The sequence below is a fragment of the Marinicella marina genome, from assembly GCF_030065545.1.
Classification (GTDB): Bacteria; Pseudomonadota; Gammaproteobacteria; order Xanthomonadales; family Marinicellaceae; genus Marinicella; species Marinicella marina.
Genome location: NZ_JASJNC010000011.1, coordinates 1 through 17,406 on the forward strand (window position 1 = coordinate 1; position 17,406 = coordinate 17,406).

Below are 17,406 nucleotides of genomic sequence, written 5' to 3' on the forward strand. Positions count from 1 at the left end.
CAGGTCAGCAGACAAAGGGTTGCTCGGTTGATGAAAGCTGCGAATATTCAGTCGAAAATAGTTAAGAAGTTCGTTATCACTACCAATTCAAGAAACACCAAAGCACCTTCCCCTGATCGCCTAAAAAGGAACTTCAAGGCTGCTGAGAAAAATAAAGCATGGGTATCTGACACAACGTTCATCAGAACACGTCAAGGATGGCTTTATCTTGCCGTTATGATTGATTTATATTCAAGACAAGTGATTGGCTGGTCGATGTCTGATCGCAATAACACCAAGCTGGTTCTCGATACATTAGACATGGCCATATGGCGCAGAACAGGTATCAAAGGAGCTGTTGTGCACTCTGATCAAGGCAGCACCTATGCATCAGGAGATTATCAAAAAATGCTGAATGAACACAAGTTGCTTCCTAGCATGAGCAGGAAGGGTGAATGTCATGATAATGCCGTGGCTGAGAGCTTCTTTGGTTCACTGAAAAATGAACTAGTAGAACATGAAGATTATCGAACGAAAGCAGAAGCTAAACAAAGTTTGTTTCAATACATCGAAGTGTTCTACAATCGTCAACGCAGACATTCATATCTGGGCTATGTCAGTCCAGCTGAATTTGAGAGGGCATCTGCCCATTAGTTTTGGTGTCCGTTAAACCGTGGCAACCTCATTGTCCTTGTTTAAGAGCTTAGGTTCTTCGATACCTCACAAGGATATTTATTTAGGCTAAATGCTGCAGTCCAAGAATAAAACACACCCCTCAATCCCCTCGCAAGAGGGGAGGCCTGACAGGATGAGATGAAAAATGTTGCTTAAAAGGCTACAAAACTGACTTGGATGGTTTGAAAAATCACAAGCTCTCGTTAGTTAGAGCTAAGTAACGACAGTTTGTGACGAAGTTGTGTATAATTAAGACATGAATGATGTAATGAACTCAACAGAACAACAGGTTCTTGCCTTGACCGATAAGTTGGGGTCGGTGCGTGCTGCGGATTTGCTTGAGCACGATATTGGCAGGGAATATTTGTCACGTATGTATCACAAAGGACTTTTGCAGCGGATTGCAAGAGGGCGTTATGCGCTGCCAGATGCTGAAATTTCTTCCCATCATGCCTTGGCGCTGTTCGCCAATCAGGTTCCAGGTGGTGTAATTACTTTATTATCGGCTTTGGCTTTTCATCAGATTGGTACACAAAATCCTCATGAAGTATGGGCTGCTGTTAAAGCCAGAGGTTATGATCCGGATTTGGATTATCCCAAAGTGCGATACCATTATTATTCTGGTGCTGCCTATGAAAAAGGCATAGAAACGCATCGTATTGATGGTGTTGAGGTGAAAATTTATTCACCGGCGAAAACGGTTGTGGATTGTTTTCGTATGCGAAATAAAGTGGGCTTGGATGTGGCTTTGGAGGCATTAAAAGAAGGTTGGAGAGATCGGCGATTTACGGTGGATGAATTGATGTTGTTGGCGAAAGAATGCCGCATTGCAACGGTGATTCAGCCACATTTTGAGATGCTGGTGGCCTGATGGTTAAGGATGTAGCACAAAGTGTTCGGGCCAGGTTATTAAACAAAGCCAAAGAAAGCGGCGAAGATTACAACACTGTGCTGATTCAATATGCCTTGCAACGATTTCTTTATCGCTTGAGTGTCAGTGAGTTTGCGGATCAGTTTTTATTGAAAGGGTCGTGGTTGTTTGTGATTTGGCATGACAGTTTGCATCGGCCAACAAGAGATGTTGACTTATTGGGATTTGGTAGCAATGATGTGGGTGAACTATTAAATGTTTTTGTACAGGTTGCGAAAGTTTATGTAGAAAAACCGGATGGATTGACTTTTGATTCAAGTCAATTCAAATCTATGGAAATAAAGAAGGAAGGCGATTATCAAGGAGTCAGAATCAGTGGTAAGGCCAAATTAGGAAATGCCATCATTCCTCTGCAAATAGATATTGGTTTTGGCGATGCGGTAACACCAACGGCTGAGTATGCAGAGTTACCTGGGTTATTGGACTTCCCAAATCCAAATTTAAAGGTTTATCCAGTTTATACGGTGATTTCAGAAAAGTTTCATGCGATGGTATTTTTGGGTTTAAGTAACAGCAGAATGAAAGACTTTTATGATTTATTGACCATTGCTCAAACCATGTCACTGTCAATGGGTGAATTGCAACAGGCCATTATGGCGACATTTGACCGAAGGGGGTTGGTTATATCCGATGCTGATTTGATGATTTTTACTGAATTGTTCAAGAACGATGCAGATAAAAACAAACAATGGAATGCTTTTAAAAGAAAAAATGGTTTGCCTCTGAAAGATGATTTCGCTGTAACCATTGACAAAATTCAAGGGTTTTTAGAGCCGGTTTATCAGCACATTGCGTTAGATAAAAACCCTGTGGAAAAGCATTGGGACAACAAGGCGTGGTTCTGGAAAGACACAGAAAGAGCATAATATGACCTACACCGAAGACCAACTCACCGAACAACCGGCCATCAAGCTTTTTGAAAGTTTAGGCTGGCGTACGGTGAATTGTTATTCGGAAAGTTTTGGTGAAGAGGGTTTGCTCGGTCGTGAGAACCGTTCTGAAGTGGTTTTGGTGCGCGAGCTTCGCCAAGCTTTAATTAAAATTAATCCTGATTGCACAGCCAATGAAATCGATTTGGCGATTGAAGAAATCACTCGGGATTATTCGGTGATGAGTGACATCGCGGCCAATCAGGCTTGTTATCAATTGCTCAAACAAGGGGTGAAGGTTGAGGCGGATACTGAGGACGAGGAGTTTGTCACGGTTAAGGTGATGGATTGGCAGAATCCTGAGAACAATCGCTTCTTGTTGTGTTCGCAGTTGTGGGTGTCTGGTGAGATTGAAACCCGTCGGCCGGATCTGATCGGTTTTGTCAATGGTTTGCCCTTGTTGTTTATCGAGTTGAAATCACCCAGCACGCCTTTGATCAAGGCATATAAAGACAATCTGGCGGATTACAAAAGAGTGATTCCACAATTGTTCTGGTTCAATCAATTGATCATCCTGTCCAATGGTGTTCAGAACAAGGTCGGCAGCATGACCAGCTTGTGGGAGCATTTCTCTGAGTGGAAAAAGGTGGACAGCGAAGATGAACCACGAGTGGTCAGTCTGGAAACCGTGATTCGTGGCACCTGTCAACGGCACCGGCTGTTGGATATTGTTGAGAATTTTGTTGTTTTTGAGAGCAAAAAAGCCACAGTAAAAATTGTTGCTCGTTATCATCAGTATTTGGGCGTGAATCAATCCTTGCAGGGGCTGAAACGAATTGAAGAAATTCAAGGCAAGCTGGGCGTGTATTGGCACACGCAAGGCAGTGGCAAGAGCTTTTCGATGGTGTTCTATTGTCAAAAGGCGTTTCGTAAATTGCCAGGCAACTGGACCTTTGTGATTGTCACCGACCGCACCGATCTGGATGATCAGATTTATCGGACTTTTAATGCTTGTGGTCTGCTGAAAACGCAATGTCAGGCGGAATCTGCTGCTGACTTAAAACAATTGCTCACCGAAGACCACCGCTTTGTCTTCACCCTGATTCATAAGTTCAAGACCGAACAGGGCGAAAGCTATCCTCAACTTTCTGACCGTAATGATGTGATTGTCATCACCGATGAAGCGCATCGCAGCCAGTATTCCACTTTGGCCTTAAACATGCGCACCGCATTGCCCGAAGCGGGATTTTTGGCTTTCACCGGTACGCCATTACTAGGCAAAGATGAGAATGATGCCAAAACCCGTGAGGTGTTTGGAGATTATGTGTCGGTTTATAACTTTGCTGATGCGGTGGATGATGGCGCCACTTTGCCTTTGTATTATGAAAACCGCGTGCCAGAGGTCAATCTCAACCGAGATGATATTGGTGCTGAAATTGATGAAATCATCAACGATTCGGATTTAACCGAAGAGTCCGAAGCCAGGCTGGAAAAAGAATTTTCCCGCGCCTATCACATCATTACTCGAGATGATCGTTTGGAAACCATAGCCAAAGATCTGGTCGAGCATTTTATGGGTCGGGAGCCCTTTTCTGATGGCATCAGAGGCAAGGCAATGGTGGTTGCCATTGATAAAGCCACGGCCATAAAGATGTATGACAAGGTGCAGGTGGCTTGGCAGGAAAAAATTCAAACGATTGAACAGGACATTCAACTAGCCAAAGCATGGGAAAAACAGATCCTGATGGATGAACTGGCTTACATGCAATCCACAGACATGGCGGTGGTGGTTTCAGGTGGTCAGGGCGATTATGAAAAGATGGAGCGTAAGGGCCTGGATTATCAAACACATCGCGAACGGATGATCAAACAAAATCTGGATGATAAATTCAAAGATGTGAATGATGAACTGCGCATTGTTTTTGTGTGCGCCATGTGGCTGACGGGTTTCGATGCGCCTTGTGTATCGACTTTGTATTTGGACAAACCATTGAAGAAACACACACTGATGCAGACCATAGCCAGGGTCAATCGTGTCTATCCAGGTAAGGCTTCTGGGCAGATTGTGGACTACATCAATATCTTCGGAGCACTTCAGGAGGCGCTTGGGGTTTATGGTGGTGCGGTTCAGGAAGATGCTACTGATTATCAGGTCGGCACACCGGCTGAACACAAAACGGTGTTGTTAGAAGAGCTAGAACAAGCACTGATTGAAATCAAAGTCTTTCTGAATGGCCTGAACATTGATTTGGTCAATATTCATTCAGCCCATACCGATGACTTTTCTAAACAGAACCAAATCAAGCAAGCTGTTGATGTGTTGATGGTGCCGGAAAATTTGGAAAAATTCACTGCTCATGTGCGCCGCATCAACCGAATTTTTAAAGCCTTATTGCCAGATAAGGAAGCCGAACGATTCTTAAAAGACCGGGCTTTATTGAATCATCTGCTGAAAGTGATCTGGAATGGCATGGGCAAGGACATCGATGATGACGATGTGCTGCATGTGGTGCGCACTCAGGTTGACGAATTGCTGGATGATGCCATCACCACCATTGAAATCAAATCCAATTTACCGGAACCTGTGAATCTCGCCGGGATTGATTTTGATGCTTTGGCAGAGATGCTGGAACGCACCAATACACCATCCAGAGCCGATGCCGAACGACTCAAACGCATTGTTGAATTGCGCATTGAACCGATGATCAATAAAAACCCGACCCGAATCGACTTTCAACAACGTTTCAATGAAATCGTTGAACAGTACAACAACGGTGCCCATTCTGCCGAAGAATTTTTTGAACAGTTGAAACTATTTATTGATGAATTGAACGAAGAGGACAAGCGGGGATTGAGAGAGGGATTAGAAGAACCGGAACTCACTGTTTTTGATTTACTCTGCCAGGACATAACACTTTCCAGCAAAGAGCGTGATGAGGTCAAAAGGCTGGCCAAGGATTTACTAACCACACTCAAAGAAGCTTTGGTCATTGGCTGGCGAAAGAAACAACGAGCTAAGGCAAGGGTACAAAGAATCATTGATGATATTTTGCAGGATTTACCTGAATCCTATGATGATGATTCATGGAAGTCCGCTTGTGATCGGGTTTTTGTACATGTTTTTGATAAGTACCGGGGTGACGGAAGGAGTGTTTTCTCATGATAAAAGTGAACTCAAATGAATTTTTAGAATTTATATATAATAATAAAATATCGTGTTGGAAAACACTCTCTGAAAATGTACCGTTTTTTTATGATATTGATCAAAGCAAAATAACTTTTTACATCAGTACTGGGAATGAAAGAACTTTTCCCCTTACAAGATTGGATGATGTTTGTGAAATATTCAACACCACTAATTCTTTCAAAACAACGCCTTATAATGAATTTAGAACCAAATCATATCTTGTATCACTGCTCAAAGCGGTTGTTGATTTTCAGATTAACAAAAGTTCTCCAACATATTTCTCCATATTAAATAAGCACCATAAAAGCCTTTCTCGAAGCAAAATTTATGAACAACTGGGTGTAAAACTGAGAAATGAGCAATGGGCTTGGGGTGGGGTGTCTCATGATAATTCATTTGTGGTTTTTACGATTTGGGTTGATGCGATTACGTCCAATAACAAGTTAGAGTTATACAACCCAAATTGGGTAACCAAAGGACATGGATTAAAAGAGCAAAAAAGACTGTTAGAAATTGTTAGAAAAAATAACTTACCAGTATTTGGACTCTTGAGTGAAGCAACGGACACTTCTAAAAATAAGAGAAATATCAGAACTGTAGAGCAGAACGATTTATTAAGTATTGAGCTTGAATTTGATGGTGAAACTATTAGGGCAATCCTACAAGATCGGTTTCCAATGACACTACTCACAAAGAAAACTGATTTTAAAAACCTTGCAGTTGATGACTTAGACCAAGATGATTTTGGCAATGAATCCCCAAACAGAACAAAGTCTGTTGTAGCATATTATCAAAGAGACCCTAAGGTCAGACGGAAAGTGATTAAGATGGCAGAAGGTAAATGTGAATACTGCAGTCAAGATGGTTTCTTGAAACTTGATGGTAGTAGGTATCTAGAAGCACATCACATCATTGCATTAAGTAATGATGGTAAAGACAAAGTATCCAACGTCATTGCTTTATGCCCAGGACATCACAAAGAGGCACATTTCGGTAAGAATTCTGAAGCTCTAGAAAGTGAGTTTATAGATATTGTAAACTCAAGAAATTATTAAAATGAAACCCCAAACCATCCAAATATTCCTCCCCGAAGGCTCTCCCACCTCAGTCAAAGAAGCTGAATTAACCAATCGCCTGATAAAAACCATTTGGTTTCCACGCACTGCTATGGACAAAGCTTTTAAACGCGAGATAGCGCAATACACTGGCGTATATTTTCTTTTTGGTGATGACGACCGAGGCAAGCCTCAGGTTTATATTGGGGAAGGCGAGAATTGTTGGACCCGACTACAACAACACAACCGCAATAAGGACTTTTGGACGCATTGTGTGATTGCGGTGGCCAAGACCAATGAATTCACCAAGACCGATGTGAAGTTCCTTGAGCACTATTGTTTGGCCCAAGCAGAGTTGGCAGGTCGATACAGCACAGACAACAGTACCGGATCTTTGGAGCCATCAATTTCAGAAGCCAAGAAATACGACATGTTAGATAACTTTGAAACCATCAAAGTTCTCCTAGCAACTTTAGGCTATCCAATCTTCGAAGATAAACGCGGTGACAAAGCCCAACAAAGAAAAGTATTCTACTGCAAAGGCAAACAAGCCGAAGCCAAATGCATAGTCACAGATGAAGGCTATTTGGTGCTGGCAGGCTCGACTGCGAACATTGAGGAAACAAAGACCATAGGCACAGGCCCAAAAGCCCTTAGAGAGGAACTGATAGAGAAGCAGGTTTTGGTTAAGCAAGGTGAAACCTATGAATTTGCCTCAGACCAACTATTCAAATCTCCCTCATCAGCATCTTCGGTGGTGCTAGGCAGAAGCTCCAATGGCTGGGCTGACTGGAAAGATAAAAATGCTAAAACTTTGGATGAATTACTGAGACAATCTGATGAAAAATAAATACATATTGAACTGCTTTACTGCATTGGCCTTAATTACATTTATGGGAGTATCTACAGCACAAGAAGACAATGGAGAAGAACAAGCTGTATTAACTAATGACCCAACCAAGCAGCCTTTGGTTCGAGTGATAGCTAACCCAGAAAAATTTCATAGTGAAGTGATAACTGTCACTGGGTATTATATTAAAGGAACACATGTTAATCATTTGTACTTAGATATGGAGTCATGTACGAGTTATGACACTGTTAACTCAATTCTTATAGATGGAAAATTGAATGAGAATGATTTTATTCCTTGTGGTAGAGAAACTATAAAAGGCAAATTGAATTATTCGTCAGACAATCGAAACTGGCGCAATGATTCTGATTTGATATTAGAAAATGCAGTTTTCCTTAATTATATTGAGTACTGATTTAACTGTGAATAATCCAATGCTCCAAACCCGCCCCAAACTCAAAGAACGCTCAAGCACCGCCGAACGCCTCATCCAAAAAGTGACCAACTACGTGGATATATTTATTAATGGGATGGGTGGGGTCAATTAAAAGGGTGTTACATAGAAGGGTTTGTCAGAATGCTGTTTTTGAAAAACAGTTAAACAGTTTTCGGTTTTTTGTATTCCAGCATTTTTAGTATCTATTATCAGAAAATGATAATCAAAGGAATAGTATATAATTCAATTAACTTTATTAGGTAAAATTTTGAATAATTTAACAAGACAAAAAAAAGTCAGTGAAAAAGTAAAAGTTGACGAAATTATGAGTGAATCAATTACGAACACAAAGAAATTTAAGTTCATTGATTTGTTTGCTGGAATTGGTGGTTTTCACATAGCTATGCATCAAAATGGTGGTGAATGTGTATTCGCTTCAGAGATGGATAAGTTCGCTAGAATCACTTATGAGAAAAACTTTAAAGATATTTCACCTGAAGTTTTTAAAAACGGAAATTTCAATGTTGATATAACTGATACTGAGCTTGATTATTCTGATATTCCAGACTTTGATGTGCTTTGTGCTGGTTTTCCTTGCCAACCATTTTCACAAGCTGGGTTAAAAAAAGGTTTCAATGACACGAGGGGAACGTTGTTTTTCAATATTCAGGAAATTATAAAAACAAAAGTTGATGCAAATAAAGCTGACTCAGCAGTTAAAGTTCCCAAAGTAATTTTATTAGAAAATGTAAAGGGCTTTAGAAATCATGATAAGGGAAACACATATGCTACTATTGTAAGGGTCCTTAATAAACTGGGCTATGAAGTCAGGTCGAGTATTTTAAACAGTAAACACTTTGGCGTTCCACAAAATAGAGAGCGTTTGTTTATCGTTGCTTGGAACAGAACAGTAATAAATGCTGAAGAATTTAAGTTTCCTCTGGGCTTAACCGAGAATGAAGGAGTAATTTTTAATAAAAATGCTCTTCACCAAGCAAAAACTACAGAACTCAACCATATTTTGTTAAGTAATAATGAGCTGGCTCAATTAGAAAAAGAGGCTAATAAGACATATACCATTTCTGAAAAACTTTGGTCAGGTCATAAAAGAAGGAAACTGGAACATAAGAAAAAAGGAAATGGTTTCGGTTATTCTTTGTTTAATGGCGAGTCAAAATATACCAGTACGATTTCAGCTAGGTACTACAAAGATGGCAGTGAGATTTTGATTGACCAATCTAAACTTTCAAACAGGCCCTCTAGGCCAAGGAAAATTCATCCAATTGAAGCTGCTAGGTTACAAGGTTTTCCTATTGATGATTGGTATGAAATTCCCGTATCTGACAATCAAGCATACAAACAATTTGGTAACAGTGTATCTGTGCCTGTTGTAAATGCGATTGCCATAGAAATAAAGAGGCAGTTATTATGACATTTAAAAAATTAGCTGATATTGAAATCACCGAAAATATTGTAAGTGAAACAAATTTAAAAGACTTCAAGTTACCTAATAATCTAAAGAAAAGACTTTCCGATGCATTGACTGATAAAAATATAGTAATTGGAAAATATACATCCTATTCTTATCACCAGAGTAGTTCAAATTTCGCTTTAATTCCCAACCAATATTTTTTATATGCTTCAATTGTCTACCCTCTTGCTTTAGAGTTGATTAAGTATTTTAATAAATTTGATGAAGTTAGAACATTTTCAACTCAGTTATTAGGTTCTTCGCAAAAGATTAGCTCAGAAATTTCTAGTGATGCTAGTTTGAAAGACTTTTTTGATTCTCAAAATGATATTGAATTGTTCTCTAAATTTATGAGTTCAGAAGATAGCTCACATAGGCTAAACGCTAAAAACATTATAGATAGCAACGGAAACCCTAGAACTAGCAAAGATTGTTTTCGTTCAGTAATTTTAAAAAAAATTAATTTACCTGATGCGACATCTGGTATTTTAGGAGATTTGGTTTATTACCTATCAAAATCACCCGATGTTTACAGAGATCTCTATAATTACTATCAATCAACCAGTGTAGTTAATACAAGTTTAATTGAAGAAAAAAAACTTAGAGACTTTGCAAAAAAGGTATTCGAATATTTTTATTTTGATAATTGGAAGTCACTAATAGACAATTCAAAAACAAAAAAATCATCAATTAATTCTGTTTCATATGTGTTGCATAGCATTGATTCTCTGATTGGGGTAATTGGTTCATTTTCATCTTCACAAAACAAAGCTTCTCTATCTACCTCAAATACCCAAAGATTTTTTGATAGCCCAATTAGTCAAGATGATAATAATTATTACTATTTTTCAACACAGTGGAACGGAAAGGGTAACTACAACCTGACATATTCTGGTTTAAAAACTTTCATAGAAAATGAATTTCCTGAGTTTGAAATTGATGAGATTGATAATGTTTACTATTTAAAGAAAAAGCCTCAAAAATTTAAATCTATTTTATTCTCAAGTCATTGTACAGATTCTGGATTGATATATTCAAAATCCATATTAGATAGATTTGTTTCATCTTTATTAACGAAACCCTTTGTCTTGTTAACTGGTCTATCGGGTTCAGGTAAAACTAAATTAGCACAAGCGTTCGCTCAATGGATTAGTCATGATGACTCTCAATATTGTATTGTACCAGTTGGTGCGGACTGGACCAATAGAGAGCCATTATTAGGCTATGTGAATGCATTAGACCGAGATGTATATGTTGTGCCTGAAAATGGTGCTTTAAAGCTTATGATAGAAGCATATAACAATCAAGATAAGCCTTATTTTCTGATTTTGGATGAGATGAACCTAAGTCATGTGGAAAGGTATTTTGCTGATTTTTTGAGTGTAATGGAGTCAAATGATCTCTTTAAACTTCATGACAAGTCTTCTGATCTTAAACCAGGTGTTCCAGCTGAAATAGGATGGTCTAAAAATTTATTCATCATTGGTACTGTGAATGTTGATGAAACGACTTATATGTTCAGCCCTAAAGTATTAGATCGAGCCAATGTAATTGAATTTAAGGTGGATGAAACTGAGATTGAGGAATTTTTAAACTCTCCTAATGAAGTTGACATGAGTATGCTGAAAAATCAAGGTGCTTCAATGGGAATAGGTTTTGTGGATTTAGCTGAAAACAAAGAGTTTGATAATACTTCGTCTGAAAAACTAAAGTCAGCATTGGTTGAGCTCTTTAAAGAGTTGAAAAAAGTAGGGGCTGAGTTTGGTTATCGAACAGGTATGGAAATTAATCGACTCTTCCTGCAGTTATCAGAAATAAACGCAAAGTTAAGTGATGAAGAAAAAATTGATATTGCAATGATGCAAAAACTTCTTCCTAAATTGCATGGATCACGGCGTAAATTATGTTCAGTCCTAGAATCATTGGCTAAACTGTGTGTATCTTCTGAAATTAGTGACAATGTTAAAGAAGACTTCCTTAACAATGAGGGGCCGAACTTTAGTGGCAGCTCAAAGGTTATTTACCCATTATCACTGGAAAAAATAACACGAATGTACAAAGGTGCTGTGGATAATGGTTTTACCAGTTATGCTGAAGCTTAGGCGATGGAAAGTAAGAGCAGTCTAGAAATTGATTTATCCCATATTGAAAAAGAATTGGTTTTGTTTATTGATTCTGAGTATGACGACATTGAAGAAGATACAAATGAAACCTTCGAGTATGAGTCAAGGTATCAAATTAAAGAGGGATGCTTTTACGATTATAAATTCTCAAAGAAGAGCTATCGATTAAACTGTCCTGAACAGTCAACAATCGTTCGAGAGAGAAAAAGAGATAAACATATTGGGCGAATAGAGCCTAATATATTCGTAGGGGCTTTGTCATTAGAAATATTAGAAAATGATGAAAGAAAAGGCTCATTGGATTTAGAAGTTCAGTCAACAAAAACAAGCTACCGTGAGGATTATCGGTATATGCTAAATTCAATAGCTGATAAATGTACTGATTTAATTCTTCAATCCAACTCACCTGTTAGCCACACTTTTGAATCAGATTTTAACGAAGATAGTCAGACTCTGTATCAGCGGTTTGCATTTGTTAATTCAATGATTAATTCGGATGAATTCGAAGAGTCTATACAACGTATTATTTCTTCTCCTGCCACTCAATGGTCGGACAAAGTTGAATTGAATGATGTTAGGAATATAAAACAATTTAGAAACAGTGATCTCAGAAAGCTAATCAATTCAAACTCGAAACAAAAGCTTCCACCAAACCACGCGTTGACAAAATATGGGTTAAGTTCAATTGCAACTAAAATTGAGACCAAAAGAAAATCTGAAAGTGTGGACACTCCAGAAAATAGATTTATCAAACATGCCTTAGAAACGTTTTTGCAGTTTTCATTTGATATTTCTAATCACCCTAATGCTGGAACAAGGTTGAAAAGAGAAGCTAAAATAGTCATCGAAAATTTAGAAAGCCATCTTCAACATGATCTGTTCAAAGAGGTCTCACAACCCACAACATTAAAGCTTAATAGTCCAACATTACAGAGAAAAGGGGGTTATCGAGAAATTTTAAATTTATGGATTAAGTATGATTTAGCAGCAAAGTTAATTTGGTCAGGGGGCGAAGATGTTTATCAAGGTGGTAAGAAGGATATAGCTACTTTATATGAGTATTGGTTGTTTTTTAAATTTTTAGATGTTCTAACTGGTATCTTTAAAGTAGAACAAAAAGCAATCCAGAAATTAATCGTTCCATCAACTGATGGTTTCAGTCTAATGCTCAAACAAGGTAGATTTACACCTTTAAGTGGAACATACACAACAGGCAATAGGAATTTAAATATTCGCTTTAATTACAACAGAACTTTTGTGAAAAATGACGACATTGCAAAAGCAGGAAGTTGGTCTACAACTCTAAGGCCTGATTACACCCTATCAATTTGGCCAACAAAACTAACTGAAAAAAGAGCCGAAGAAAAAAATGAAATTGTACATATCCACTTCGATGCTAAATATAAAGTCTCTAATATAAAGGCTATTATGGGCGACGACGATTTAGGTAGTATTGATAATGAAAAAAATGAAATTGTAAATGGTGTATATAAAAATGTAGATTTATTAAAAATGCACGCATATAAAGATGCCATCAGAAGAACCAGTGGTGCCTATGTTGTCTACCCTGGTGATAAAAATAAGATATTCAAAGGATTTCATGAAATACTACCCGGTTTGGGCGCATTTCCAATAAAGCCAACTGAGAACATAGACGAAACAGCTTATTTAGAAGAGTTTATAAAAGATGTATTGAATCATTTTTTAAATCGCTCTACGCAAAGAGAAAATATAGCTGTTAAGTCATATCAGATTCATAAAGATAAGAGTTCAAAAGAAATAAGAGAGCCTTTACCGGAATATTTGGGTGGTAAAAAACTTATTCCAAGTGAAACTAATGTTCTAGTAGGGTTTTATAAAGATGAGGCGCATTATGATTGGATTAAAAAAGGGCTATATAACTTTAGAATGGGAAGTGGTAATGGCTCGCTAATATTAGATAAAGAAACAGTTGGTGCTAAGTATTTGTTACTTCATACCTTTGGAGACGATTCATCATCTGACCTATGGGAGATTACCAGTAAAGGGCCTAAAGTTTTTTCGAAAGAAGATTTAATTAATAAAGGCTACCCAAATAACGCTAAAACTAAAGGCTTGTATTTGGTGATCAATATTCGAAAAGCAGATATGAATCTTTTTGGTAATGTTTCATGGAATATAAAAAAATTAAAAAACTACTTAACCGGTCGTCAGTCTGCAAAACCATTCACGACAAATCTTTCAGAACTATATGAAAATGTGAATAAATAAGCTTTATGCTCTTAAGGATAGTGATCTAGGTATCCCAAATTTTAATTATTCTGTTATTATTAGATTTGTTGCTAATGCCTCTAATTATGAAATCAAAATTAATCAAACCTGACTGGTTTATTGTTGAAAAATACGACCAATCAAAGTCATTTTCAAAAAAACAATGGCTCGAACAACTATCATTGAGGTTTTTATTTTATGTATTATCTCAAAAAGAAGTAGCAAATAAACCAATCAAAGAGCTATTTGAAAAAATTCAGAATCAAATATACCCTCAGACCGATAAAGGTGTCGTTTCATTAAAGAAGCTTGTTACTAATTTTACTATTGATGAGCTTTCTAAAGAAATTCATGAAATAAAATTAGATAAATTGGATAAGGAAATAAAGGAATTATTTATAGCGGCAGATAACGATGAAATTCTTGATGAATCCGGAGAATTGACTGTTGAATTTGAAAGGTTAATTGACGAATTTTCTCCTCTAGAAAAAACACAATCACTCAATGAAAATCAACAGAAAAGGTGGGCTATGCATAGGGTGCTGGCTTATTTTGATTTAATAATTTGGTGCAAAATAAATAACTACAGCATTAAAAACCATGGCGATATAACTTTTACTGAATTAACACAGTGGGTTTTCGATGACAGAAACCCTTATGGAGTATCAAGGTCTCAATTAAAAAATGTGAAAAAATATGAGTCTGAAATGATGAATGTTAGCTTCCTTATTGAATTTTATAAATATTCAAAATAAAGTTTTGATAACTGAGCAGAAACTTTGGTAAAAAATATAATTTTTAGTCAGTGTGTGTTTGGTCTTAAAAAAAATCCAATTAAATGACGTTAATTAATTCGCTTTACTCAAATCCATTTACATAAATTAAATCATTGGCAGGATCATAAATTTCAAATATATAAGCAGATCCTGAGTTGGTTCCATTTTGATCATGCCGATTTGCACCAATCAGAAATTTACCATTTGATAAACTTACAGAACGACCAAAATAGTCGTTACGATTTCCGTCGTTTGCAATGAGTTTATTACTTCTTCTCCATGTGACTCCATCAAACTCGTAAATATAAGCAGCTCCCGAACCGCCCTCAACAGCACTTTCAAGATAAGCTCCTATTAATGCACGATTTCCAGATAGACTCACTGAATTACCAAACCTTTTGGATTCTAAGTTAAAAGGTTCTGTTAACTTTTGACTTTGCTGCCAGATAAAACCATTGTAATCAAACGCATAAACAGCTCCTCCATTATATTGCTCAAATGGTGTTCCTATCAAAATTCTATTGTTCGATATACTTACTGATGCTCCAAATTGATCACCGCTGCCATCATCTAAAGCAGTTAACTTCTGGCTTTGAGTCCAATTAACACCATTAAATTCGTATATGTATGCGGTTCCGGTACTTTTATTAACTTTACCATTACCCATATTGGCTCCAATTATCGCCCTATTACCTGATAAATCTACAGCATAACCAAAATTATCACTTGGGTCGTTACTAATAAGACTTTCAGAATTAATCCAACTACTTCCATCATATTCATATATAAAAACTGTGGCCAGTCCATATGAACCAATAAGAAGGTTATCATTAGATTGGCTTATAGATGAACCAAACTTGTTGTTTGAAACGGGTTGATCAGGTTCTATTTTCTGGCTTTGAAACAATTTAGAGCCGTTGAAATCGAACACATACACAGAACCCATACTCCCATCAACAATATTTCCTGAGCTGATTAACGCTCGATTGTTTTTTAGACTTACTGTGGAGCCAAAGTTGCCATCTATCAGAGCATCCTGTGGAAACAGCTTTTGCCTGAGAATCCAGCCACTGCCATTGTTTTGAAATAAATATGCAGCACCTACATTGCTACCGAGTGTGGAATCACCATAGGCTCCAATCAATGCTAGATTACCTGATAAACTCACTGAATAGCCAAAGTTACTATTAGCTGCCCCAGTTTCACCTAACGATATATGTTGTGATTGATTCCAGTTATTACCGTCAAATAAATATGAGGTGGCTGAACCAGATTGAGATCCAGAGATAGCTAGTTGTCCAACCAACATATGATTTGCAGATAAACTAATATCTATGCCATAGTATCTATCAAATACGTTATTGTCATCTGAAAAAAAATGACTCTGAACCCATGTTAATCCGTTAAAGTTGAATATATACGATTTTCCAGGAATAGGCATGTCACGCTGCTCAAATAAACCATTAGGTGCACCAATGGCCAACCTGTCATCATAAAGACTTAAAGAACGCCCAAAATTATCATATGCATCAGCATTTTCAGCTATTATTTTTTGATTTTGAACCCAGATAATTCCATCAAAGAAAAACTCATAAACCGCACCCGACTCAACGATGGTTTCATTAAAATTACTTGTAGGCGAACCAACGTAGGCTTTATCATCTTTAAGAACGACTGACCTGCCAAAGTTATCATCATTAACCCTATCATTTGGCAAAATCTGTTGATTTTGAACCCACTCTGAACCATTAAAATCATATATATAGGCATCGCCACTTCGAGGAGCACCAATTAAAGCTTTATCTCCATCTAAACTTACCGAATACCCAAAAAAATCAATCCCATTTCCAGCTGAAAAATTATGGCTTTCTCTCCAACGTGAGCCATCAAAATCATATATAAAAGCGTCACCTGAGAAGTTAAAATCATCAAAATCAATAAATGCACCAATCAAAACACGGTCACCTGATAAACTTACTGACCACCCAAAATATCCAAATGTACCCAAGTTTTCAGGTTTTAATTTTTGAGCCTCATTCCATTTAACCCCATCAAATTCATAAACGTATGCTGCTCCTAAGTTATCATTTATAATACCTTGGTCACCATATGCCCCTATTACTGCACGGTTTCCATCCAAACTCACGGCTTGGCCAAATCCATCATCAGCAGATATATTTGCAGGTTTTAATCGTGCAGACTCTATCCAGTTTATTCCATCAAAATCATATACAAAAACCAATCCAGTTCCATCCATAGTCGGGGCGCCAATAAGTGCCCTATTTCCATCAACTGAAACACTTCTTGCAAAACGCTCTCCACCACCTGCAATCCCATTAGGAGTTGGAAGAATTTTAGATGTCTGAACAGTTGATTTATAATCATCAAACAATTGTTTATCATTGAAATGCGGCTTGTTTCTATGTGAGTTAATTAGCTCTTTTATTGATGTATCATCAATTCTTGTATGTAACAAATCTTCAATATTTCTTGAATATGATTTATTTGAAAGAAGTAATATCAGTGAAAGAAAAGAAATTATATGTAATTTATTTTGAAACAATTTATGACCTGTGGATTATTGAGCATATGCAAAACTCTATCATAAAATGAAATAATCAATAACAAATAGTAAAACAATAATTTGAATCAACGCGTTCAGAGACATTGAATCGATGTATTGATAGTAAAATGAATCGACTAGGCCCCAAAAATAATCATGCTAAAGTCTACCTAGATTGATTTCAAGCTCCTGCACTCAACCCTTCGGGCTGCATTGCATGGTTTAATTGCTTTCCATGCAA

The 17,406-nt window shown here is 37.3% G+C and carries 13 protein-coding genes; 12 read left to right on the plus strand and 1 reads right to left on the minus strand.

The window, feature by feature from the left end; all coding sequences use genetic code 11:
* The 12 genes from QNI24_RS14730 to QNI24_RS14785 form a co-directional block, all read left to right on the plus strand.
* Positions 1–633 (plus strand): IS3 family transposase (locus tag QNI24_RS14730; RefSeq protein WP_283708759.1); only part of this gene is annotated, 633 nt, incomplete at its 5' end.
* A gap of 289 nt (positions 634–922) precedes the next feature.
* Positions 923–1,525 carry a type IV toxin-antitoxin system AbiEi family antitoxin domain-containing protein gene (locus tag QNI24_RS14735; protein ID WP_283708760.1) on the plus strand — a complete coding sequence of 201 codons (603 nt, stop codon included), beginning with the start codon at positions 923–925 and terminating at the stop codon, positions 1,523–1,525.
* Positions 1,525–2,451, plus strand: coding sequence for a nucleotidyl transferase AbiEii/AbiGii toxin family protein (locus QNI24_RS14740; protein ID WP_267177317.1), 927 nt, complete (start codon positions 1,525–1,527; stop codon positions 2,449–2,451). Before QNI24_RS14735 ends, QNI24_RS14740 begins: the two co-directional genes overlap by 1 nt.
* Position 2,452: 1 nt before the next feature.
* Complete coding sequence (locus QNI24_RS14745) at positions 2,453–5,617, plus strand: type I restriction endonuclease subunit R (protein ID WP_267177318.1); 3,165 nt, start codon at positions 2,453–2,455, stop codon at positions 5,615–5,617.
* Positions 5,614–6,696 (plus strand): HNH endonuclease, encoded by a 1,083-nt coding sequence (locus tag QNI24_RS14750; RefSeq protein WP_267177319.1) that lies wholly within the window; start codon positions 5,614–5,616, stop codon positions 6,694–6,696. Before QNI24_RS14745 ends, QNI24_RS14750 begins: the two co-directional genes overlap by 4 nt.
* A gap of 1 nt (position 6,697) precedes the next feature.
* Positions 6,698–7,546 (plus strand): GIY-YIG nuclease family protein, encoded by an 849-nt coding sequence (locus QNI24_RS14755; RefSeq protein WP_267177320.1) that lies wholly within the window; start codon positions 6,698–6,700, stop codon positions 7,544–7,546.
* Complete coding sequence (locus QNI24_RS14760; protein ID WP_267177321.1) at positions 7,536–7,961, plus strand: hypothetical protein; 426 nt, start codon at positions 7,536–7,538, stop codon at positions 7,959–7,961. The genes QNI24_RS14755 and QNI24_RS14760 overlap by 11 nt, the downstream gene beginning before the upstream one ends.
* Positions 7,962–7,968: 7 nt before the next feature.
* Entirely contained in the window at positions 7,969–8,094 is a 126-nt protein-coding gene (locus tag QNI24_RS14765) for a hypothetical protein (protein ID WP_283708761.1), read from the plus strand.
* A 156-nt stretch (positions 8,095–8,250) separates the two neighbouring features.
* The gene (gene dcm / locus QNI24_RS14770; RefSeq protein WP_267177322.1) at positions 8,251–9,414 is read left to right on the plus strand and encodes a DNA (cytosine-5-)-methyltransferase; all 1,164 of its coding nucleotides are present in this window, start codon (positions 8,251–8,253) and stop codon (positions 9,412–9,414) included.
* The gene (locus tag QNI24_RS14775) at positions 9,411–11,555 is read left to right on the plus strand and encodes an McrB family protein (RefSeq protein WP_267177323.1); all 2,145 of its coding nucleotides are present in this window, start codon (positions 9,411–9,413) and stop codon (positions 11,553–11,555) included. Before dcm ends, QNI24_RS14775 begins: the two co-directional genes overlap by 4 nt.
* Positions 11,556–11,558: 3 nt before the next feature.
* Positions 11,559–13,826, plus strand: coding sequence for a DUF2357 domain-containing protein (locus QNI24_RS14780; RefSeq protein WP_267177324.1), 2,268 nt, complete (start codon positions 11,559–11,561; stop codon positions 13,824–13,826).
* 86 nt (positions 13,827–13,912) lie between these two features.
* The gene (locus tag QNI24_RS14785) at positions 13,913–14,581 is read left to right on the plus strand and encodes a DUF6387 family protein (RefSeq protein WP_267177325.1); all 669 of its coding nucleotides are present in this window, start codon (positions 13,913–13,915) and stop codon (positions 14,579–14,581) included.
* Positions 14,582–14,684: 103 nt separating this feature from the next.
* On the opposite strand, the gene QNI24_RS14790 is transcribed toward QNI24_RS14785, so the two are convergent.
* Positions 14,685–17,165, minus strand: coding sequence for a hypothetical protein (locus QNI24_RS14790; RefSeq protein WP_267177326.1), 2,481 nt, complete (start codon positions 17,163–17,165; stop codon positions 14,685–14,687).
* Positions 17,166–17,406 lie beyond the last annotated feature (241 nt).

Bases quoted from the DNA above. Each gene is read 5' to 3' on its own strand.
- QNI24_RS14735 (WP_283708760.1), top strand. From the start codon at position 923: ATGAACTCAACAGAACAACAGGTTCTTGCCTTGACCGATAAGTTGGGG.
- QNI24_RS14740 (WP_267177317.1), top strand. From the start codon at position 1,525: ATGGTTAAGGATGTAGCACAAAGTGTTCGGGCCAGGTTATTAAACAAA.
- QNI24_RS14745 (WP_267177318.1), top strand. From the start codon at position 2,453: ATGACCTACACCGAAGACCAACTCACCGAACAACCGGCCATCAAGCTT.
- QNI24_RS14750 (WP_267177319.1), top strand. From the start codon at position 5,614: ATGATAAAAGTGAACTCAAATGAATTTTTAGAATTTATATATAATAAT.
- QNI24_RS14755 (WP_267177320.1), top strand. From the start codon at position 6,698: ATGAAACCCCAAACCATCCAAATATTCCTCCCCGAAGGCTCTCCCACC.
- QNI24_RS14760 (WP_267177321.1), top strand. From the start codon at position 7,536: ATGAAAAATAAATACATATTGAACTGCTTTACTGCATTGGCCTTAATT.
- QNI24_RS14775 (WP_267177323.1), top strand. From the start codon at position 9,411: ATGACATTTAAAAAATTAGCTGATATTGAAATCACCGAAAATATTGTA.
- QNI24_RS14780 (WP_267177324.1), top strand. From the start codon at position 11,559: ATGGAAAGTAAGAGCAGTCTAGAAATTGATTTATCCCATATTGAAAAA.
- QNI24_RS14785 (WP_267177325.1), top strand. From the start codon at position 13,913: ATGAAATCAAAATTAATCAAACCTGACTGGTTTATTGTTGAAAAATAC.